The following is a 21,634-nucleotide window of genomic DNA, read 5'->3' on the forward strand; positions in this document are numbered from 1 at the left end:
GTAATAAAATGAAATCGATATATAAAAATAATATAAAAGGATTACTAAAAGTTTCTTTGGTATCTTTTGTGCTTGCAACAACGGTAAGTAGTTGCAGTAAAGACTTTTTGAATCTGCGTCCGGAATTAAATATCCCGGAGGATAATATGTTTGATACGCCGGAACGTATCTTAACGCACGTTAACGGATTATATGCATCTGCCAAGGATGGAAGGCTTATGGCTGGACGCTATTATATCTATAATGATATACGTGCAGAAGAGTTTATAAACCGGACCAATAACGGTGTGACAGGACTTGCTGTTTATAATCACACGAATGATGCGACTACCACGCAAGTTAATAACTTCTGGATTCAGGCCTATATGACCATAAACAGGGTCAATAAGTTTTTGGAAGATTTTGATCAGCATTCTGGCGTGGTAAGTGCGGAGCTCGAAGCAAATTATCGAGGAGAAGCAAAGTTTGTACGAGCCTGGATGTATTACGCACTGGTGCATATGTTTGCCCGCCCTTATGTGTTGGATAACGGTACTTCTCCTGGCTTACCGCTACGCTTGAAAGCGGAAACCAATACAGAAAACAATTCGCTGCCCCGTAGTACGGTTGCTGAAGTATATGCGCAAATACTTACTGATTTAGACGAAGCAGAAGCGTCTTTGCCCGCGGATTATGCCAATCCCACTTTGCGCACTACCAGAGCGCATAAAAATACGGCCATTGCTTTGAAGACACGTGTTTATTTAGCGATGGGGAATTTCGCAAAGGTGATCGAAGAAGGGAACAAAATGGTTTCGGCATCAGCTCCGTTTAGTGCACCATCAGGCGTCTCGCATGCTTTGCAAGCGAATGTACAATCCGTTTTTGTGACGCCGTACACAACGACTGAGAATATTTTATCGATGCCTTTTGCCGATACAAATGCACCAGGTACACAAAACCAAATGGGCTACTACTATAATACGGTGCCAAATGGAAATGTCGAATATTACTTAAATGGTAGTACGGCGGATAATGCCATAAAAGGTATTTACACAGATCCGCAATGGAGCAGTACTGATGCAAGAAAAACATTGCTAACTGCTGACTATACAACCGGGGGTAATACGGTACGTATATTAACTAAGTGGACAGGTGTATCGCCATTTTTAGATTGGATTCCCGTTATCCGTTATGCGGAAGTACTATTAAATCTGGCTGAGGCAGAAGCAGAAGTGGGGGATCAGGCTAGAGCCTTAGCCTTGGTAAATGCCGTTCACACTCGCTCCGACGCGGCTAATCCGCTCGTTGCTTCCGGTAAAGCAGACTTAATTGAAAAAATTCTGAAAGAACGCCGTATTGAGTTACTCGGAGAAGGATTCCGAGCACCGGACATTATGCGAAGAGGACAAGCGATATTATCGTATGGAGCCGGAGGGCCTATTGGTACGTCTTCATCTTCCTATATATTCCCGATTCCTGTTGGTGAACAGCAAACCAACCCAGGGCTTTAAAGAATTACAATAGCGTATTCTCTTATCCTATTATAATGCGTCATGGCAACCATTCCATGGCGCATTTTGTTTTGATAGCAGATGTTGAAAGCTAGACGACTAAATAAAGGTTCTTGTTACATTGTATGAGGATTTATGAGTTCAAATAAAAAAGAAAACTCCTTAGTTAAGCGATTTTGCCCAATTATAGTTTTCAGAAAGAAGCAAAAAGCTAAAAAAAACTTGTAAAATATTTTCAAAATCTTAGTTTTGCTAATTAATTGTCAATTTTTTAATATAACTCTAAAGTGTAGCGTATTGAGGTAGATTTACTTAGCCTAACTAGGATAATAGATGTAGAAGGAATTTTGAGGGGATCGATCAACCTGTCCTATAGCCGACTTTTCTCTATCCCTTATCGCACTGAACTCGAGTTATGGTATATGGTCGACAGATTAATACCTGAAATCCAGTAAGGAGGTGTATTTATTATCAAACTTGATGATAAGGTTTCCGGTTTTTAGTCTGAATATAAAGGAAATAATATAAGTGCAATCATTTTATATTTTTAATCAATTTAATTTTTAACCAAAACACAAAACACATGAAACAAAAACTACTAAGTTTCTTCTTGCTGTTTACAATGCTAATAGGGGCAGCGTATGCGCAAGAGAGAAGAGTTAGCGGTAAGGTTACCAATGAAATGGGGGAACCATTACCAGGTGTATCTGTTGTGGTCGCTGGAACGGCAAATGGAACACAAACAGATGCAAACGGAAATTATTCCATCGACATTCAAGGAGGGGACAAAAGTCTGGTGTTTACATATATCGGATACATTCGACAAACTTTATCAGTTGATAATTTGGCTGCACTAAACGTACAATTAGTGGCTGAAGAAAATACTTTAGATGAAGTTATTGTAACTGCTTATGGTGAGCAAAAGCGAGAGTCTATTGCCGGGTCTATCTCAACATTAAAAAGCGAAGAGATCGGACGGACCCAAACATCAAACGTAGTACAGTCACTATCTGGTAAAGTTGGGGGGGTACAAATCAGATCAACGACTGGACAACCAGGCGCTGCTCCGCAAGTCAGGTTCAGGGGAATTGGTTCTATTTCTTCATCCAACCAACCTTTATATGTTGTAGACGGAGTTCCTTATAATGGGGACGTAGCTGCTATATCTCCACAGGACATTGATCAGATATCTTTTTTGAAAGACGCTGCAGCCAACGCCCTTTATGGAAGTCGCGGTGCAAACGGTGTTGTAATTATTACTACAAAAAAGGGAACTGGAGAAATGCGAATTAATTATGAGTCTAGAGTTGGTGTAAACTCTCGGGCAGTATCAGATTACGACATCATTACAGACCCAAAGGAATATTATGAACTAAGGTGGCAAAGGTTAAGGTTAGGAGCAATGGCTAATAATCCAGATTTAACACCGGAGGAGGCTGCTGCTCAAGCGTCTAGCAGCCTAGTATCAGATTTAGGCTATAATATTTTCAATGTAGCCAATGACCAGATTATTGATAGAACTACGGGAAAGATAAATCCAAATGCACAATTATTATATCATGATGATTGGAGCAAAGCCCTGTTCGAAAATAGCGTGCGTCATGAACATCTCATAAACTTACAGTATGGGACAGATAAAGTATCAACATATCTTTCAGGAGGCTATTTAAAAGACAATGGTTATGTAGTTAATTCCGGTTTTGACAGAATATCTGCTCGTGCGAATTTGGACTATAAACCTTACAACTTCGTTAAATTAGGTGCTAATGTGAATTTTTCTAGTACAAAGATGAGAGATCCACAAGCAGGGAAAGGATCAGCTACCTATTCTAACTTGTTTTCTTGGACTAGGAATATAGCACCTATTTATCCTATTTATGCGAGAGGACGAGATGGTAACATTTTATATGATGACAAGGGGAATAAACTATACGATTGGGGTACTGGTGAAACGATTAATCCTGATGGAAGTAAAGCAAATAGAACCTATATTACTAATATGAATCCTTATGGGACGACGTTAGAGAATACGCAGACGAACGAGAACAAAAATATGAGTTTCAGGGTTTATGCGTCCTTTGACTTTCTAAAAGATTTCAACTTTACATATAACTTGGGTTATGATTATTTAGACTCTTACCGATTGAGATATGCAACTCCGCTGGGGGGAGATGCAGCTCCTTATGGTGGGTCAATAACGAATGCGGCATCGTTTGAAGGAACTCTGACGAATCAGCAATTACTCACGTATAAGAAAACCATAAATGATCATAGTATCGACCTTTTGGTAGGACATGAAAGTTCTGATTTTACTTCCAAAATGCTCGCAGGAACAAAAACAAGTGTTGTTATACCTGGTCCAGTATTCTTGTCGAATGCCAGTAAATATAGTGCGTTAAATGGATATAACGATAAATATAAAGTAGAGGGTTATCTTTCTAAATTGACGTATGGATATGCAGAAAAATACTTTATTAACGCGAGCTATAGAAGGGACGGCTCTTCGGTATTTCATCCAGATAATCGTTGGGGCAATTTCTATGGGCTAGGCGCTGCATGGTTGGCATCTAAAGAAAACTTTTTAGCGGGAAGTGCTGCCATTACAAATTTAAAACTAAAAGCAAGTTATGGCGAGCAAGGAAATGACAATCTATTCTATCCAAGTTATGTTTCTATGGATCATAGATCTCACTTTAGTTTTGGACGAAACTTTTTACCCTATTTAACGCAGTATGAAATAACGGCTGATGCTGCAGGTGATCCGTCTATACGTGAGGTTTATTTTGGCAATAAGGATTTAAAGTGGGAAGTTTCTAAAAATTTTAATGCTGGTTTTGAACTTAGTCTGTATAATCGCGTAAACCTAGAAGTTGAGTATTTTCAAAGAGCTGTTTCCGATATGTTATATAACTTCCCTCTATCGCCATCATCAGGGACGCCATCCGTTTCGCGAAACATTGGCAATATGCGTAACAGAGGTGTGGAAGTGTCTTTTGATGCTGATTTAGTAAAGGCATCCGACTTTAATCTGAATCTTTGGCTAAATGCTACGCATTACAAGAATAAAATTACAAAGCTGCCTGATCCATTCGTCTCAAGTGTATTTAGATTTGTTGAAGGAAAAAGTGCATATACTTATTATTTAAGAGAGTTTGCTGGAGTCGATCCGGAAACAGGGTTAGGTAAATGGTATCAGGGGAACACGGACCAGATTACTGGCGAGGCAACAGGGCCGAAAGAAGAGACTTCAACACACTCAACAGCCACTCTATATTTAAGTGATAAAACGGCAAATCCTGATTTATATGGTGGCTTTGGGTTAAGCGCACGATATAAAAAATTATCGCTTTCAGTAGGTTTTTCTTATCAATTGGGAGGTTATATTTTCGATAATGTCTATCAAGGGCTCTTTAATGAGGGCGTTGGTATGGGAACAAGTGGCGCAAATTTTCACCGAGACGTTTATAATACCTGGACTCCTGAAAATCCAAATGCATCTTTACCCGTTCTATCGAGCGTAGACAGAACACAATACGGTAGTTCGGACTTGTTTCTGGTTTCAGCTAGTTATTTAGCACTTGAAAATTTTGCAGTCTCTTATGATTTCGATGGAGATTATTTGAATAAAATAGGTATGAAAAAGGCAAGACTCAGTTTAATTGGGAATAATATTGCTTTATGGTCCAAAAGAAAAGGCTTAGATCCAAGAATGATGCAGTTGGGAGGAGATATTAATAACGGTTTGACATTAAACAATTACAGTTTGTTAAGGAGTATTTCTCTAGGCTTAACACTTAATTTTTAAAAGAATGAAAAATAGAAACAGAATACTGATATACTTCGTCACAGGAATATTTCTATTTACTTCCTGTAAAAAGAGTTATTTGGATGTGGCTCCAGAATCTTATATTGATTCGGATCAGTTGGGATCCTCTCCGTCTGCAACGATGGGATCTTTGAAAGGAATTTTCGCTGGATTAAGGTCATATGGAATTACCGGGTACGCAGGGCACGAAGATTATGGCCATAAATCGATTTTGTCGGTTATAGATTTGATGGGCAATGATGTTGTAATGCTTAATCCAAATTGGAATATGTATAATTACAATTATACTGGTAGAGTTGCGACAAATGCTAGGGCCCACATGCCTTGGTTTACGTATTATACACAGATCAAGAACGCGAATACGATCGTAAATAGCATTGATGAAAACACAGCGGATTCAGAATTAAAAGCAATCCGCGGGCAGGGGCTCGCGTTAAGAGCGTATTTGCATTTTATGCTAGCCAGGATATACGGACCAACTTATATCGGTCACGAAAATGATTTATCTATTCCAATTAACACTGGTACTGTAACCCCTACAAGACAGAAAGTAGTAGATGTGTATGCGCAAATCATTTCGGATTTAGAGCAGGCAGTTACAGCCCTGGAAGGATATTCTCGACCTAATCGGGAGTTAATTGACCAAAGTGTCGCCCAGGCTTATTTAGCACAAGTTTATCTGGAGGTTGGTAAGTATGCTGAAGCCGCTGAAATGGCTCATAATGCGAGATCAGGTTATGCTTTATTAACGGAAAGTGGGTGGAAGAACGGATTTTACGACATTACCCAAAATGAGACCATGTGGGGAGCAGACCTCAATGCGGAATTAACGAGCTTTGTAGCGAATTTCTTTTCACACTTCGATAATACTAACACTGGTTATGCCGAGGGAGGAAATGTCGCAATCGATAAGAGATTATATGAAGCGATGTCACCAACTGATTATAGAAGAAGCATGTTCTTAGGGGCGGAGGAAGGAGACTTTGAAGGTACAACCTATGCTCCATATATGAGCTTTAAATTTAGAGATCTGACCTCAGATAGAACACAAGGTGATTACATTTATTTACGATCTGCGGAAATGTATTATATTGAAGCAGAAGGTCTTGCTCGCTCTGGTAATGAGGCCGGTGCTCAAAGTGTGCTGTACGAAATTACGAAGGAAAGAGATCCTGAGTACGTAAAATCGACAAAATCTGGAGCAGCGTTAATTGATGAAATAATTTTGCAAAAAAGGATTGAGATGTGGGGAGAAGGTTCTGCTTGGTTTGATTTAAAACGTTTAAATAAGGGAGTTGAGAGAAATTACTCTGGGACAAATCATGGAAGTTTTGCTTTGCTAAATATTCCTGCAGGAGATGCAAGATTCTTATTTATGATTCCTGAAGCGGAAGTGAATGCGAATCCTCAAATTTTACCTAATAACCCGGAAAAATAATCGGGTTTATGGGTTATAAGGCGAAAGGGCTGTGAGAATTTTCTCAATAGCCCTTTTTTATTTGACTCATCAGTTAATCGATATAATGCTCTTTTTCAATAAAAAATATTAATAAATGAAGTTGAAGCGATAAAGTAAAATCGTGATGATGTATGGATTTTTTTCCTATCTTTAGCGGATAGTATAACAAATATGAGCTCTTATAGATGTATTATTATTGACGACGAGCCTGACGCAATAGAGATTATAAACGATTATATTCAACAAATACCTCAGCTTGAACTGAAGCAAAGCTACACAGACCCATTGAAAGCGATGTCAGACATCTCCATCAATGAGCATGTTGATTTTATCTTTATGGATATCGATATGCCTCGTATTTCAGGCATTGATCTTTCTAAAAATATACGGAATAAGACAAATAAGCTTATTTTCACAACAGCACACACGAAATATGCTTTTGAGGCTTTTGAGGTGGAAGCGGATGCTTATTTGTTGAAGCCATTTACCTTTGCGAAATTTGCTTTAACTATCAATAAATTGCTTAACGATAATCCGCGAGTCCGAATGGAGGATAGTTCAAAGGAGTTTTACGTTAAAACCACGGAGGAACGTAATCGCTTTGTCCGCATAAAATTTGATGAGGTGATTGCGGTCGAAAGTGTGAAGAATTACATTAAAATCTATACAACTACAGAAGAGATAATGACCTATCTCACCTTAAAAGAGATAAAAGAGCGGTTTGATGAAACCGATGACTTTATACAAATCCATCGCTCATTTATTATATCGAAAAACTTTATCGAGAAAGTAGAGGGAAGTCTCGTCAAGCTACCTAAAAACATGCTCATTCCTATAGGAACCTTTTATAAAGATGCCTTTTATGACTACTTGTTGAAAAATACAATAAAGACTGGCCGTACATAACTAAGCCAGCCTTTAAACCAACCAACTAAAACTATTTAAATTCTTAATTTGTGAAAGTCCAGGTAAGAAGCTCTGTAGTGTTGCTTTCATTTTTTACTTGACCATTTTTTTTTACCTGCTTAAACAGAAAAACTGTTTTTTTTGTAACTTCAATCTTTTTCATGGCTTTTCTTTTAAAATTGGGAGTTATTCTAATGAGGTACAAAATTTTTACACAGAATGCACTCTAGCTTACACGAAACCGAAAATTATGGGTAAAATGTTTTTGAATTTTTTTTCGAAATACCGCGCTCACGTAATTACCTGGACAATATTTATGCTTTATGAAACGGTGATTGTGGGGATAGTCTCTGGAAAATTTGGGAAGCCGGCTTCATACCTCGTTCACTACACTTTTTATATCTGTCTATTTTATTTGCACGCGCATTATGTTTTACCAAAAATTTTGAAAACAGGAGTAGCTTTTCTAACCTTACCAATAGGCATCGTTCTTGAAGTAATTGCTTACTATTTGTTTTATTACGTTATTGCATATTTGGCAGCATACTATCCTGGGTTCTTCGGAATTGAACGTATTAACTTTGAGAAAGCAAATCTTATAAAGGTTACATGGCGAACATTGTATTTTATAGGCTTTTCCACAGGATATTACTTCCTTATTAATTTGTTGAAAGAAAGAGAACGAACAGCGACCCTTGAAAAACAGCGATTACATCAAATTATTGCCCAACAGAAAATGGAAAAGGAGCTTACTAATGCACAAAATGCGTATCTAAGAGCACAGATCAATCCTCACTTCTTATTTAACACGCTCAATTTTATCTATAACAAAACGCGTAAATCGGCACCTGTTGCTGCTGACGCTATTTTAACCTTATCCGCCATGATGCGTTATGCAGTGGAGAGTAGTGAAGAAAAGGGTTATATAGCCATCGAAGAGGAAATAGAACAGGTGCATAATTTGATTCACCTGCATCGTTTAAGACAAAACCACCAAATTTATTTTGATATTGAAGTGGAGGAAAGAGTTCGTAATATCTGGATGATTCCATTGGTTTTGATAACCTTAACGGAGAATATCTTTAAACATGGCAACTTATCGCTGTCAAATCATCCGGCTACTTTAAAACTTTATACCGATCAAGACAACTTATTTATTGAGACAAAAAACCTTATCAACGCTATTCATAACACTACAGGCTTGAGTAAAGGATTAGAAAATATAACTAAACGACTTGAGCATACTTACGGAGACCAAGCAAGCTTTTCATATTTTGCGGACGGGAAGAACAATTTTGAAACAAAAGTTCAAATCAAGCTTGCTGTTTTAAACGGTTTTGTTGCGCCAGCAGCTCTTTCAGATAAAATTGGTAAATAATCAGTTCGTGGACGCGTTGATCGGTGGTAAATAGTCGGTTAACATGCATATGGACTAAATCCCGTATTAGCTGTAAGGATTCGTTTACATTTGTTTGTTTCAGTAGAAGGGAAACTTGTTTTAATAAGGTTTGATAAGCCCTTTCAATTTTTTTAGGCAGGGATATACTCACTTTTTCTTTTTTGAGATGGCTAAATAATTCATTGATTGCTTTAAATCCTTTCATTTCTACCTTAAATTCTTCGGCAAAAGCATCACTGCCATTTTTAATAAAAGCGCTTATTTTCTTAGGATCATCATCTAATTGGTTAAGAAGATCACCCAATAGACGCAATACTAGTCTATAAGAAGTATGCTGATCAATATTGTTTTTAATTAACATGAACGTGTATTCACTATCCTTCCAAAAGCAATGTTCAGCTTGATCGATGGTGGAAATACCGTACCGTTCAATTTCTCTATGATAATTTTTTATTTGTAAATCGGAGATGATGCCACTTTCGATTTCTCGAGATAGGTGTTTGGTCAATTGAAAGATTGCTTCATGAAAGGATGTGGGGTCTGTTAGCTTGAGACGTAATCGTATGTGAGGGGAAGGAGCCGAATAACGAATAAAAAACCATTTCGATATGTTAGGTTTAACTTTTTCTAAATAAGGAGAAATGTTTTCGGTTAACAGCACATTTGAATGTAACGGATGTATATAGATTTCAACGTATAACCAGTCTTGTCCTATCATTGAAATTCGTTGATCAGCATTGATCTTCGTAAGGCCTGTCGAAAAAGTTTTATATCGGTTTGCTGTATCGTGCAAGTGAATGTTCAACTCAGATAAAAAAGGTCGTTTTTGCTTACTTTTGATTGCCGATTTTTTTGGTAAAGCTGCTTCCGTGATATATAGTTCCTTTCCGCTTTTTATATATTGCAGTAAGAATTCGAGATCTTCATCTGAATCCTTACTGAATAGCAGGTATTGATCGCTATTTAAACATTTGAAGGTTGAAGGTATTCCTGCTTTTTTTAGGTATTTCTTTAGCGCCCTGATCGGTATAGACTCATTTAAAAAAGTCTCTCCGTTTATCCTCCACATCCGAGGAGAAAACACAAGGTTTTTGTAGTTAACCCGAGGATAATAGTTAAGTTGAGGAAAAATCTTATTTAAATTAATTGTTAGACTGGTAAGTAGGTGCTGATGTTGTATGTCGCATAGAAGACGAAATATCGATAAATCAGATCGTGTATAATTATAGGCGCTAGCTAAACGTGGAACGATACGTTTAGCTAGGCTTTTCGCGCGCAGGACAATTTCATTGCCTTTTACACTAATATAAACATCGTCTAGTCGTAATTGATGTTCGTTCTCGGTCCACGTGAGCAGAGGTAGCTCATAATGATAAAGGTTATCCCGTCTATTAACGTTATCGACTTTCCGCTCGGATTGATAAGCAAGGTCAAAAAATATGATTTCGGGATTAGCCTCTTCCTCTATGCGCACGAGCTCTTTACTGTACCGAGTCAAATTGGGATTTTCCAAGGTAAATCGGCCTATAAGTGAATTTGCGGTAGCTCCGCCAGCCTGTTGGATTAAAATTTGGCCGTCTATCTCCTGTATAATCAGGCTAAATGTATTGGGTAATTTAGTGACATATTTCGGAAGATTGTGCTTCGCTAGTTCTTCGAGCTGAATATCTTCCCCTTTCAAGATCCCATTTAATAAAAACTGATGGAAAGGGGTGTAAGGTATTTGTTCGTTTTCTTGTATCCGACTGCCTTTTAAAAGCTCTATTAATTCGTCTGTGTGTGGCGATGATTCCAATTCATTGTATCCCACACCTAGTTCCGGGTCCAAGGCTTCCAAGAGCGGAACTTCCCGATATTCGAATTTAAGTTGGAAAGCACGCTTAAAATCTTCCAATGGCTTATGGACGGGTTGGGGTAAATAGTCTTTTATAAAATTAATGGCCTCCGGTATTACTTTAAACTGCTGTGTGCTGAGACTACCTTTAAGCAACGATCGGGTAGCAATTATATAGGGATTTTCTTTAAATTCTTGCCCGTCCAGTCCAACTCGCTTAAAGTAATCCGTACCGATGATATTGGGATGTAGATCAGTCAATAGCAGCTGCAATTCGATGAGCTGAATCAGAAAATCGTCTACAACTGCTAATTCTAGTTCATACTTACTGATGAGATGCTCTACTATTTTTTCTTTGGCAATAGTGGTTTTACATCGCTGCAGTACATCTTCGATAATTGCTTGTTTATCAATCGATGCAATTTCAAAGGTGCCGTCTTCCAAGGTGCTGATGTAACGTAATTGATCGCCGCAGGGGTAAACGGACGTGTTGGCCTGAAAAAATTTGGCGTTCTTATAAAGATTGGGTAGATCGGATAGTAAGGTATCTTTATGAATCCAATTCGTAAACGTATGTAACGTAGGATCTTTCTCAACGATAACTTCGGATCCCTCTCTTTCCAAGGGGACCATCGTGATGGAACCAAAGGGACCAAAAGGTGTGGCCCGGAAGCGTGCCCGATTGAAATACTTCCAGCAAGAAAACCTTACTTTCTCGGGTAGTTTATCATAATCTTCTTTTCTGATGTCTTTAATCTGCTCATAAAGGTCTTTTGACGAAATTTTAATGGCTTCTTTCAGCTCGTCCCACTTGTCTTCTAAAGTATCTTCATATGAAAAAAGAGGGGTACGGCAAATAAGGGTAGGAAGTAGTTTAAGGTCCATATGGATAACGTTTTTTATAAGACGCAGTTTTTATCCAATGGTTACATGGTAAATTAAAAAGCTTGCCTCCCGCAGGGAGGGTAAAAATTAAACCTGCCTGCGGGAGGCAGGAAGTCAAAACCCCGACGGGCTCATTGATGCGTCAGGATTACCTTCGGTGAACTCTCGTTGCGTCGGTTTCGCTTTCATATAGCTAAAGGTGTTTATATTAATTTGATCTCTCTTTACCTTGATGCAAAGAGAGGCAAACATCAAGGCTTTGTAAGCTACCTCGCTCCTGATGGCAAAGCATCATTGGCGCGTATTGGAGCCGTTTCACTTCCTCAATCCACTTGGGTATTGCGATATGAACAGACGTGTAAATGCTTTGCTGCTCGTTGCTTCGGTATCCTCCAAGGCCATTTTACCCACGCGCAGGGCTATACTTAGGGCTGAAGATAATAATACGTCCGGTTAAAAGTAAAAGCCCGACGTCTAAAACAATGCCGCTGCCTGCCTGCGGTAGGCAGGAAGTGGCGATTTTATTCACTACTTCATTATTTTCAAAGGTGTTCATAGACTCCCTACAGTCGGCTCTTTGCTTCTTTATTTCGCGGACCTTCCCGTTAGGGAAAGCTTGAATGCCTTAAAAAACGAAAACTTAATGAAAAGAAAGAAGTTAAAATAAACGGTCTTTTTTTAAAGCGAACCCCTTTAATAAGGTAACGAAGCATCAATAACCCCGAAGGGATGGTCAAAATTCGAATGCTTAATGCCTATCGCTTAAAGCTTATAGCCTCTATTTAAACGTTATTGAACCATATTTGGAATCAATGCGTACCTGATTGGACGAACTCTTACCAAAGTAGCCATTATATGTTTTATGGAGTTTGGGGCCTCGTTCACTTGGATCGGGTTCTTCTTTGGTAACAACCGCATCACCCTTGTCAAATCCGCCATAACTAACGTCTACTTGATAGGAAAAATGGGCTGCCGGATCAATACGGATGGTGCTAGAAGAGTAGGCTGCGTCCAGATTGAGCTTTTGGATGCTTTTATCTAATCCGATCTTAAAACCGCCCGAGTACTTAATGTCAACGTTTCCTGAGCTGATGAGCGTGCCAATTTGACTACCTCCGCAGTAGCCGATATTTAATTGTATATTATTGGCTTCACCTAAATCCATGCTGCCATATTTGAAATCCATCATTGCATCTTTCACGGAAAGAATTTTAGCTGAACCGTAACTGGAATGGACGCGAATATTATTACCTGACAATCTGCCGGCATTTAAGCTGCCGTAGGACACGTCTAAGTCCACATCGCCCGCTAAATCAGGTAGCACAACTGTTCCGTATTTATTGTTGATGGCGAGCGAATTGTCCTTCGGTAAAGAAATAAGGTAGTTAATCTGTACCCCTTTATTGTTCCCGCTGATTATGTTATTCCACCAACTGGATTTCCCTTTATTAATCTGCGTGCTAAGTGAAATATTGTTCGGTGATTTAGTCTCCGATATGGATACACTGTTGATAATTTCTTCGGCTCTACTTCCGGAGGCGTCTATGGCTCTAATCGTTATGTCGACTTTAATTTCGTTCTTTGTCCAAGTTTTTACTTCAACCTTTCCATAGCGGTTATTAATGCTAAGTGGGGTGTTTTTGGAGATGATATAAACTTTTTGTATCGTTTTGCTTTGCTCCACTCCATTTGTGAGAGTTGCATTTTCTTGGTCGATTAGTAATCCCTCCTGTTCCCAGTCGATACCTTCTATTTTTCCTGCGATTTTATTAGCCTGTTCTTCCGAAAAGCTAGCGATCCGTTCCGCTTGCTGAACAATTCCTTCTGTATCGATTTCCTTCAGACCTTTCACTAGTTCAGTTGTCATCCGTTCGATCTTCTCGCCTGTGGCTTCCAAGCGGCGAGCTAGCTTATTTTCCTCGTCATTATTTTGTGCCATCAGTTTAAACTGACTTGATACAAGCAAGGCAATGATATACACAGAAATCTTATACCTGTTCATGAGAAGATTTATTTTCTTGTTGATGGATATAATTCAAAATTTCCAATTGCTGATTGAGCACCTCAATTTGCATCTTAAGGTTATTGATCATGGCTTCTAAAGTAAGCTCTTTATTCGGACTTTGATCCAGTTCGGTTTTAAGCTGTTTATAGTTCCGCTGCATCTTATCAATAACTTGGGTGAATTCTTGATATAGCTGCGGGTTTTTCGTAGCCATATTTGATAAAGCATCCCTTTTTTCACTAATTAAGGATGCGTATTCTACTTGCTGTTTCGCCAATATAGGGTCGATTTGACTATAATCCAGACGATTCGATGTGCGTGCTTTGTAAAGCAAAAATGCAGCACTGCATACTAATACAAACATGGCGGCCATCGATATAATGGTTCTAAGACGTAAGGATCTCTCGCGCTTTTTTAGCAAATCTTCCCCCTCGAAAACAGCTGTTATGTTCTCCCAAATCCGATCAGGTGGTAATTCATTATCAAACGCTTTCCTGTTTTCAGAAATGAATTTCTCAATATTTCCCATACCTAACATTTTTTACGAAGCTTCTTTTGGCTAAAGAGCGGCTTCTATTAATTTTCCAAACCCACATTTTTGATGATACTATATTATTTTAATTCTTGAGTATCTCCAATAGTTTTCTTTTTGCTCTTAAAAATTGCGTACGAGATGTGTTCTCGCTTATTTTAAGTATATGTGCTATCTCCTCGTGGTCGTAACCTTCCAGTAAATAAAGGCTTAATACCACGCGATAGCCATCTGCCAGTTGATTGATTGCTTCTTTTACTTGTTCTACTTGAAAGCTGTAGTTGTTCTCTTCTATTTCTTCGTCCGCCACATCGTCTATATCACTGATGGATTCGAAAACAACGGTTCTCTTTCTTAGTGCGGAAAGCGATTTATTAACAACAATCTGTTTCATCCATAAGCCGAAGGTGCTTTCTTGTCTAAAGCTGTCCAATCGCTTGAAAGCGTCAATAAATGCATCCTGTAGTACGTCGGCCGCTTCGTCCGCATCGATTACAATACGCAAAGCCGTATTATACATAGCTTTTGAATAAAGCTTGTACAACTTAAACTGAGCTTGCCGATTACCTTTCTTACAGTCGGCAATCAAATCTTCATGCGGGTCGCTATAGCTGACTTCCAATGTAATTGTTTATTGTTCTTTGCCTAATAGACGCAATAGGTTTATAGATGTTGCACGTTGTTTATTTTTTTTAGTGAGTTAAGTAGGGAAGTAGTTGACCGCCTACCGCTTTTTATCGCATCAATTTTCGAGAATACCATCCTTTTTATCTATGTTTGGCTTAATTTCTTAAATCACGGAAAATATAGTGTAAGCGAGTAAATGACAGAAATCATATTAAAAAAGGGTAAGGATAAAGCAGCTTGGCAATTACATCCGTGGATCTTCTCCGGTGCCATCGCGAGGATAGTTGGAAAGCCTGCAAATGGTGATCTGGTAAGCGTTTATAACGATGATCGTGAATTTATTGCCTATGGTTATTACAACGGTGAGTCGCGCGTGGCAATACGTCTTTTGGAATGGGATCCTGCAAAAGAAGTAAATGAAAATTGGTGGAGAGAGCGAATCCAAAAGGCTGTAAAGGCGAGAAATGGTATCTTTAATGAACAGACAAATACAGCCCGGTTGATTTTTAGCGAGGCTGATTTTCTACCTGGATTGATAGCAGATCGTTTTGGCGATTTCATATCTTTACAAATATTAACTAGCGGTATCGAACGCGTTAAATCGATCGTCGTGGATGAATTGCAGAAGCTGCTTAATCCAAAAGGAATTTACCAACGCGAAGATGGAGCGGCGAGGGCACATGACGGTTTGGAGGCACAAGGGGGTGTTCTTTTCGGCCAACACCCGCCTGTCTTTGTTGACATTATTGAAAATGGAATACATTATAAAGTGAACATTGCAGAAGGCCAAAAGTCTGGCTTTTATTGTGATCAACGGACCAACCGGTTAATTGTAGCCCAACATGCTCCTGACAAAAAGGTATTGGACTGTTTTTGCTATTCAGGCGGATTTAGCTTAAACGCCTTAAAAATGGGTGCGTCCCAAGTGTTTAGTGTGGACAGCTCGGCTTTGGCTATCGAGACCTTGATCCAAAATATTAGCGAGAATGCGTTCGACAAGTCGAAGCACAAGGCCATTCAAAGTGATGTAAACAAGCAGCTAAAGGCATTTAAAGAGCAGGGCGAAAAGTTTGATCTGGTGATTTTAGACCCGCCCAAGTATGCCCCTTCCAGGAGCAGTTTAGAAAAGGCTTCCCGTGCTTATAAAGAATTGAATAGGTTGGGCTTATTGTTATTATCCAGTGGTGGTTTGCTGGCAACCTTCTCCTGCTCGGGAGCGATGGACATTGACACCTTTAAGCAGGTACTGGCTTGGGCTGCCTTGGACGCCGGCAAAGAGATTCAGTTTATTGATCAGTTCAACCAACCGGAAGATCATCCTATCAGAGCGTCCTTTCCGGAGGGTGAATATCTAAAGGGACTACTTTGCCGCGTGCTTTAATGGATGTACTTATGGAGTGAATTTACTGGTATTATTGATTATTTTTTGACACATGCGTATCTATTTACTATCTTTTGTTCTTTTCTTTTTTGTTTTTGAAGGCTTTTGTCAATCTAATGAGAGTTTGAAGCCGATTTTTCAAATGATCAATGAAGAAGTACTTCAGCACTCGGAGGCTTATCATAATCTGGAAACATCTACCCTTCGTATAGGGCATCGCCTAACCGGTTCGGAGAACGGTGCCAAGGCTGAGCAATTTGCATATGATCTCTTCAAGTCTTACGGTTTCGACGAGGTATCCTTTCAAACGTTTAAAGCAGAAGGCTGGAGCAGGGGCGCGCTTTCTTTAAAAGTAACCGGTAATGCTGGGGAAAGAGAAATCAAAGCGGTATCCCTTGCGCATGCTCCTACGAACGCGAGCTTGCATGCAGAAATCGTTGATATGGGCAGTGGCCTCGAGGGAGATTATCTAGTTGACCCGGATAAAGCAAAAGGGAAGATTGTACTAGCTTATTTGGGCGTTTTGCCGGACGCCAACCCACTTGCGAAAAACTTACATCGATCAGAGAAAACGGCCCTTGCCATTAAATACGGGGCAAAAGGTATCATCCTTTATAACACAGTTCCGGGAGGCGTATTACTTACGGGAACCGCCTCGGTGACTGGAAAGCTCATTCCTATTCCGGCTGTTTGTATAGGCTTGGAAGAGGGCTTGGCATTAAAGGATTCGTTGAAAAACAAAGGGCGACTTAATGCTTCCATCGTGATGACTAATTATGCAGGCCCCGTCACGGCACGTAACGTTATTGCGCGTATTAAAGGGGTGGAATTACCCAAAGAAAAGGTTGTGGTTGGTGGACATTTAGATAGCTGGGACCTGGCTACGGGGGCCATTGATAATGGAATAGGTGCGTTTGCAGTAATCGATATGGCCCGTACCTTGAAGAAACTAAACGTAAAACCACGACGAACCATCGAATTTGTGCTTTTCATGGGTGAGGAGGAAGGCTTACTTGGATCTAAAGCTTATGTAGAGCAAGCGATACGGGATAAAAGTATCGAACACATTCGTTATATGCTGAATTATGACATGACCAATAACCCAAAGAGTTTTCAATCCAGTCTGGAAAGTAGCAGAACGTTGTTTGAGGCCATCGGAAAGCAAGTGCAAGCCATTGATACAACATTCAAAAATAATTTTGAGGGTAGAGCAGGTTTGCATAGTGATCATCAGCCGTTTATGCTGCAAGGGGTGCCTACCGGCGGCGGTGGTGATACGTATCTTAGCAAGGATGTATTAAACTGTTATCATGCGGATTGCGATCATATAAACTTAGTGGATAAACCGGGGCTTATTAATACAGTTCGTTTCGGTGCGATGCTGGCTTATGGCATTGCGGAGGCACCGGTGATTGATACTAAACGCCTTTCCGATGAGGAAGTAAAGGCACTCATGATCGAGAACAAACTGGAAGAACCTTTGCGTATTTCCGGGGATTGGCGATGGCTTGAATAGTTTTAAGTACATCTCACAACCGGCAACTCACAACTATTTTTCGTATAAAACTTTTTATCTAAGTTTGCAGCCGCAATGGGAAAAGATAAATTAAGAAAGTTTGCTGAGATCGCTACGTTTGATAATGTCCTACAGTTAGAGGAAGGAAAGGTGATGAAGGGGCAATGGGCTGAGAAACATTTTGGTAATAATAACCCAATTGTCTTGGAGCTTGCCTGTGGCAAAGGGGAGTATGCTGTAAACCTGGCAAGACTTTTTCCAGAAAAGAACTTTATTGGAGTAGACTACAAGGGAAATCGCATATGGCGGGGGGCAAAAACGGCATTGGAAGATAACATTTCAAATGTGGCCTTTTTAAGAATACAAATTGAGACGCTCCTGGATTTTTTTGAAAAAGGGGAAGTAGACGAAATCTGGATAACGTTTCCGGATCCACAACCTCAAATTAGCCGTGAAAAAAAGCGGTTGACATCCGATAAGTTCTTAGAACGCTATCATTGGGTATTAAAAGAAGGCGGCTATGTCAATCTTAAAACGGATAACGATGGTTTGCATGCCTACACATTCTCCAAAATAGAAGAGCTGGGATTAAAAGTGCACTGTAAAACCGAAGATTTATATCATTCCGAGTTTGTAAACGAGACGCTTACTATCAAAACTTATTACGAGAAAAAATACCTAGCTGACAATAAGAACATCAACTACTTGAAATTTTCTTTTAATTAATGCTAATATCACTGTAAGGGTCAAATTTTACAATATACTATCAGCTTCCTCCCTAAACAGGGATTACCTCAGTGAAATTCCATCGGTCGATTTCGCCTTTAACCTACTGATAAAAGTGTTTAGATTATAAGAACGTTTTTTTTTGTCACTTTCTTCCGCAGAAAGTAACCAAAGACTCATCGCTTGGAACTTTGCTACGATGGTAGTGCCTCAACCTGCAAGCCGCAAACTTCCTAGGCGATATTTCAGCTGAACGAAGAGCTTTTGGGGGCAGCCATAGGGGCCCCGAGTGTCGGATAAACGGCCTTGGAGGATACCGACGCAACGAGCAGCAAAGCATTTACTCCTCTGCTCATATGGCAGTATCCAAGCGGATTGAGGAAGTGAAACGGCTCCAATACGCGCCAGTGATGCTTTGCAATCAGGTGCAAGGTAGCCTACACCGCCTTGATTTATTCACATGTGTTTGTTTTCAGATGAGTTCATGAACTCATCACTACGTTCTTCGGTTTGCTCAACTTTTATCAAGAAAAGTTGAATAAAAAAACGTTCTTTTTTAAAAGCGAATCCTGTTATTTTTAGGTGTTATATTCGACAGTCATTTAAAATAGTTATAGGAATTGAAAAAGGATGCAACAAAGGTTCACATTGCGACACAATGGTACATTGTATATAAGCGTTAATTTGCCTATGTTTGCAAAGTCAGATCTTATAAGAAACAAATGGAAAAGAAGAAGTTCTCTACCGGGCTATCTCTATGGGTTTTTCTTTGCCTTTGCCCAACGATACTCTTTGCTCAAGATAGCCTTTCTATTATACCAGCACCAACATTTTTACAAGAAAAGCCCGGATACTTTCAATACCCGGAATTAGCGGAGGTCTACGTAAGTCAAGATTTTACAGAAGAAGTTGAATTGCTCCGAACCCATCCCTATATCCATTTTGAAACGCCTCATAAGCTGAAATCCAGGAAAAAGATGCCCGAAAGCGGTATTTTTTTGCTTAAAGCCGAAGCCGAGGATCGCCTGCCCCAACGCGCTTATCAATTGGAGGTAGACACAGGAAAGATAACGATCATAGCCCATGATCGTCAAGGGGTAATACACGCTTTAGCGACACTCACCCAAATTGCTTATACGCAATCAAACGAACGCTTGCTACCGGCTGTTTCCATACAAGACGAACCTGCTTTTGCTTATCGGGGATTAATGCTTGACGTGTCTCGACATTTTTACCCGATTTCTTTTTTGAAGCGAATGATTGATCTGATGGCCCTATATAAGTTAAACACCTTTCATTGGCATTTAACGGATGGGGCGGGATGGCGTCTGGAAATAAAAAGATATCCTCAACTGACGCAAAAGGCGGCGTGGAGAAATTATCCTCGTTGGAAGGATTGGTGGAATTCAGGACGAAGATACTTGGAAGTGGGAAATCCTAATGCTTCCGGTGGGTACTACACGCAAGAGGAAGCGCGTGATTTTGTAGCCTATGCAGCTGAAAAGGGCATTACCGTAATTCCCGAAATTGAGATGCCCGGGCATAGTGAAGAGGTTTTGGCAACTTTTCCGCAGCTCTCCTGCTCAGGTGAGGCTTATAGAAATGCGGAGTTTTGTATCGGCAATGAGGAGACCTTTTCTTTTATTACTAATGTGTTAGATGAAGTGATGGATATATTTCCTTCTACGTATATCCATATTGGGGGAGATGAAGCAGACAAGAAAGCTTGGAAAAACTGTCCCAAATGCCAAGAACGGATAAAGAGCGATAATCTTCAAAATGAAGAAGGCCTGCAAAGTTATGCGATCAAGCGGGTTGAAGCGTATTTGAAAGACAAGGGGAGAAAACTCATTGGATGGGACGAAATATTGGAGGGGGGCTTGCCCACGGAAGCGACTGTCATGAGCTGGCGGGGAGAGCAAGGTGGGATTGAGGCGGCAAACGCGGGGCACGATATGATTATGACGCCCGGCGCTTATCTATATTTCGACTCTTACCAAAGTAATCCAATTGGTCAGCCGGAGGCCATGGGTGGTTTCTTACCTTTAGAGAAGGTGTATTCTTATCATCCCATTCCGGCTGAAATTGTGGCCGATCAACAAAAACATATTTTAGGGGTACAGGCAAATGTCTGGACAGAATACATGCCAACGCAGGAGCAAGTTGAATATATGGTTTTTCCAAGAGCTATAGCGTTGGCAGAAGTTGGATGGACACCTGCTGATAAACGGGTTTGGCAAGACTTTAAAAAGCGTTTGCAAAAACATTATTTGCTTTTGCAACGCTTGCATGTCAACTACTATCGACCTTCTTATGATGTTTCCATTGCGAGTAAATATGACATCAATAAGAAAAAGGCAACGGTAACAATTTCTTCTGAGCAATATAGTCCTGAAATAAGATATACGACAGACGGAAGCGAGCCAACAATGGCTTCTACGTTATACATTGACTCCTTGTCGCTCGTAAACACAACGACTATTAAGGCAGCTGTTTTTAAAGATTCTGTCCGTTTTGGTAAGGTGGAGGATTTTACAGTTGATATCCATAAGGGAATTGGTAAAAAAATCGTTTACAATAATCAATGGAATGACAAGTATCCGGCAAAGCTGGATAGTAGTTTATTAAATGGGCAATACGGTGGTCTAAGCTACGGTGACGGTGAATGGCAGGGATTTTTAGATGATTTTGATGTGACACTTGATTTTGAACGACGCGAAGAACTACATGAGATAAAGTTGCGGTTCATGCAGCTTGCAGGGCCAGGGGTTTATATACCGGGCAGTGTGAAAATATTAGCCTCTGATGATGGTAAGCATTTCCGTGAAATGGAAAAAATCGATAACGATGTGCCGACGACCGATCCGTCTTTACGATTTAAGACGTTCAGTTTCGATCTGGAGGGTCGACTTGCGCGTTACATTCGTATTGTAGGCCAAAATAATATGAAAGGATTTCTGTTTACAGATGAAATTGTGGTTTATTGAGCTAGGACTGAAAGGTCTTATATGGCACCATTGGTGCAATGGCGTAAGGTAAAAGGTC

At 39.8% G+C, this 21,634-nt stretch carries 14 protein-coding genes; 10 read left to right on the forward strand and 4 right to left on the reverse strand.

The window, feature by feature from the left end; translation table 11 throughout:
* Positions 1 to 8 precede the first annotated feature (8 nt).
* The 5 genes from M1D52_RS01025 (at position 9) to M1D52_RS01045 (ending at position 9,062) form a co-directional block, all read left to right on the forward strand.
* Positions 9 to 1,493, forward strand: a complete 1,485-nt coding sequence (locus M1D52_RS01025) for a RagB/SusD family nutrient uptake outer membrane protein (RefSeq protein WP_437394073.1) — start codon at positions 9 to 11, stop codon at positions 1,491 to 1,493.
* 583 nt (positions 1,494 to 2,076) lie between these two features.
* Positions 2,077 to 5,298, forward strand: a complete 3,222-nt coding sequence (locus M1D52_RS01030) for a SusC/RagA family TonB-linked outer membrane protein (protein WP_437394074.1) — start codon at positions 2,077 to 2,079, stop codon at positions 5,296 to 5,298.
* Positions 5,299 to 5,302: 4 nt separating this feature from the next.
* The gene (locus M1D52_RS01035) at positions 5,303 to 6,757 is read left to right on the forward strand and encodes a RagB/SusD family nutrient uptake outer membrane protein (protein ID WP_437394075.1); all 1,455 of its coding nucleotides are present in this window, start codon (positions 5,303 to 5,305) and stop codon (positions 6,755 to 6,757) included.
* Between the two features lie 192 nt (positions 6,758 to 6,949).
* A complete protein-coding gene (locus M1D52_RS01040; RefSeq protein WP_041387120.1) occupies positions 6,950 to 7,684 on the forward strand; it encodes a LytR/AlgR family response regulator transcription factor in 735 nt (244 codons plus the stop codon).
* 445 nt (positions 7,685 to 8,129) lie between these two features.
* A complete protein-coding gene (locus M1D52_RS01045; protein WP_157622189.1) occupies positions 8,130 to 9,062 on the forward strand; it encodes a sensor histidine kinase in 933 nt (310 codons plus the stop codon).
* On the opposite strand, the gene M1D52_RS01050 is transcribed toward M1D52_RS01045, so the two are convergent.
* Positions 8,998 to 11,802, reverse strand: a complete 2,805-nt coding sequence (locus M1D52_RS01050) for a lantibiotic dehydratase (protein WP_437394076.1) — start codon at positions 11,800 to 11,802, stop codon at positions 8,998 to 9,000. The two genes, M1D52_RS01045 and M1D52_RS01050, sit on opposite strands and share 65 nt — an antisense overlap.
* 280 nt (positions 11,803 to 12,082) lie before the next feature.
* Here M1D52_RS01050 and M1D52_RS01055 point away from each other — a divergent pair, with 280 nt between their 5' ends.
* On the forward strand, positions 12,083 to 12,259 hold the full coding sequence (locus M1D52_RS01055) for a hypothetical protein (protein ID WP_377609970.1): 177 nt from the start codon (positions 12,083 to 12,085) through the stop codon (positions 12,257 to 12,259).
* 321 nt (positions 12,260 to 12,580) lie between these two features.
* Here M1D52_RS01055 and M1D52_RS01060 read toward each other — a convergent pair whose 3' ends face one another.
* The 3 genes from M1D52_RS01060 to M1D52_RS01070 form a co-directional block, all read right to left on the reverse strand.
* On the reverse strand, positions 12,581 to 13,804 hold the full coding sequence (locus M1D52_RS01060; RefSeq protein WP_437394077.1) for a hypothetical protein: 1,224 nt from the start codon (positions 13,802 to 13,804) through the stop codon (positions 12,581 to 12,583).
* Positions 13,791 to 14,336: a hypothetical protein gene (locus tag M1D52_RS01065; RefSeq protein WP_013664386.1), complete on the reverse strand. Its 546-nt coding sequence runs from the start codon at positions 14,334 to 14,336 to the stop codon at positions 13,791 to 13,793. The genes M1D52_RS01060 and M1D52_RS01065 overlap by 14 nt, the downstream gene beginning before the upstream one ends.
* An 88-nt stretch (positions 14,337 to 14,424) precedes the next feature.
* Entirely contained in the window at positions 14,425 to 14,961 is a 537-nt protein-coding gene (locus M1D52_RS01070) for an RNA polymerase sigma factor (protein WP_377609966.1), read from the reverse strand.
* Between the two features lie 201 nt (positions 14,962 to 15,162).
* Between M1D52_RS01070 and M1D52_RS01075 the strand changes: the two genes are divergently transcribed.
* From M1D52_RS01075 to M1D52_RS01090, 4 genes are all read left to right on the forward strand, one after another.
* Complete coding sequence (locus tag M1D52_RS01075) at positions 15,163 to 16,347, forward strand: class I SAM-dependent rRNA methyltransferase (RefSeq protein WP_437394078.1); 1,185 nt, start codon at positions 15,163 to 15,165, stop codon at positions 16,345 to 16,347.
* A 52-nt stretch (positions 16,348 to 16,399) separates the two neighbouring features.
* Positions 16,400 to 17,863: a M20/M25/M40 family metallo-hydrolase gene (locus tag M1D52_RS01080; RefSeq protein WP_437394079.1), complete on the forward strand. Its 1,464-nt coding sequence runs from the start codon at positions 16,400 to 16,402 to the stop codon at positions 17,861 to 17,863.
* 75 nt (positions 17,864 to 17,938) lie between these two features.
* The gene (trmB, locus tag M1D52_RS01085) at positions 17,939 to 18,589 is read left to right on the forward strand and encodes a tRNA (guanosine(46)-N7)-methyltransferase TrmB (RefSeq protein ID WP_437394080.1); all 651 of its coding nucleotides are present in this window, start codon (positions 17,939 to 17,941) and stop codon (positions 18,587 to 18,589) included.
* A 722-nt stretch (positions 18,590 to 19,311) separates the two neighbouring features.
* Positions 19,312 to 21,576 (forward strand): family 20 glycosylhydrolase, encoded by a 2,265-nt coding sequence (locus tag M1D52_RS01090; protein WP_437394081.1) that lies wholly within the window; start codon positions 19,312 to 19,314, stop codon positions 21,574 to 21,576.
* The last annotated feature ends 58 nt before the right edge of the window (positions 21,577 to 21,634 follow it).

Source organism: Olivibacter sp. SA151 (assembly GCF_054130995.1).

Excerpts from the sequence above, each read along its gene's own strand:
- M1D52_RS01025 (WP_437394073.1), top strand. The coding sequence starts at position 9 with ATGAAATCGATATATAAAAATAATATAAAAGGATTACTAAAAGTTTCT.
- M1D52_RS01030 (WP_437394074.1), top strand. The coding sequence starts at position 2,077 with ATGAAACAAAAACTACTAAGTTTCTTCTTGCTGTTTACAATGCTAATA.
- M1D52_RS01035 (WP_437394075.1), top strand. The coding sequence starts at position 5,303 with ATGAAAAATAGAAACAGAATACTGATATACTTCGTCACAGGAATATTT.
- M1D52_RS01040 (WP_041387120.1), top strand. The coding sequence starts at position 6,950 with ATGAGCTCTTATAGATGTATTATTATTGACGACGAGCCTGACGCAATA.
- M1D52_RS01050 (WP_437394076.1), bottom strand. The coding sequence starts at position 11,802 with ATGGACCTTAAACTACTTCCTACCCTTATTTGCCGTACCCCTCTTTTT.
- M1D52_RS01055 (WP_377609970.1), top strand. The coding sequence starts at position 12,083 with ATGGCAAAGCATCATTGGCGCGTATTGGAGCCGTTTCACTTCCTCAAT.
- M1D52_RS01060 (WP_437394077.1), bottom strand. The coding sequence starts at position 13,804 with ATGAACAGGTATAAGATTTCTGTGTATATCATTGCCTTGCTTGTATCA.
- M1D52_RS01065 (WP_013664386.1), bottom strand. The coding sequence starts at position 14,336 with ATGGGAAATATTGAGAAATTCATTTCTGAAAACAGGAAAGCGTTTGAT.
- M1D52_RS01075 (WP_437394078.1), top strand. The coding sequence starts at position 15,163 with ATGACAGAAATCATATTAAAAAAGGGTAAGGATAAAGCAGCTTGGCAA.
- M1D52_RS01080 (WP_437394079.1), top strand. The coding sequence starts at position 16,400 with ATGCGTATCTATTTACTATCTTTTGTTCTTTTCTTTTTTGTTTTTGAA.
- trmB (WP_437394080.1), top strand. The coding sequence starts at position 17,939 with ATGGGAAAAGATAAATTAAGAAAGTTTGCTGAGATCGCTACGTTTGAT.
- M1D52_RS01090 (WP_437394081.1), top strand. The coding sequence starts at position 19,312 with ATGGAAAAGAAGAAGTTCTCTACCGGGCTATCTCTATGGGTTTTTCTT.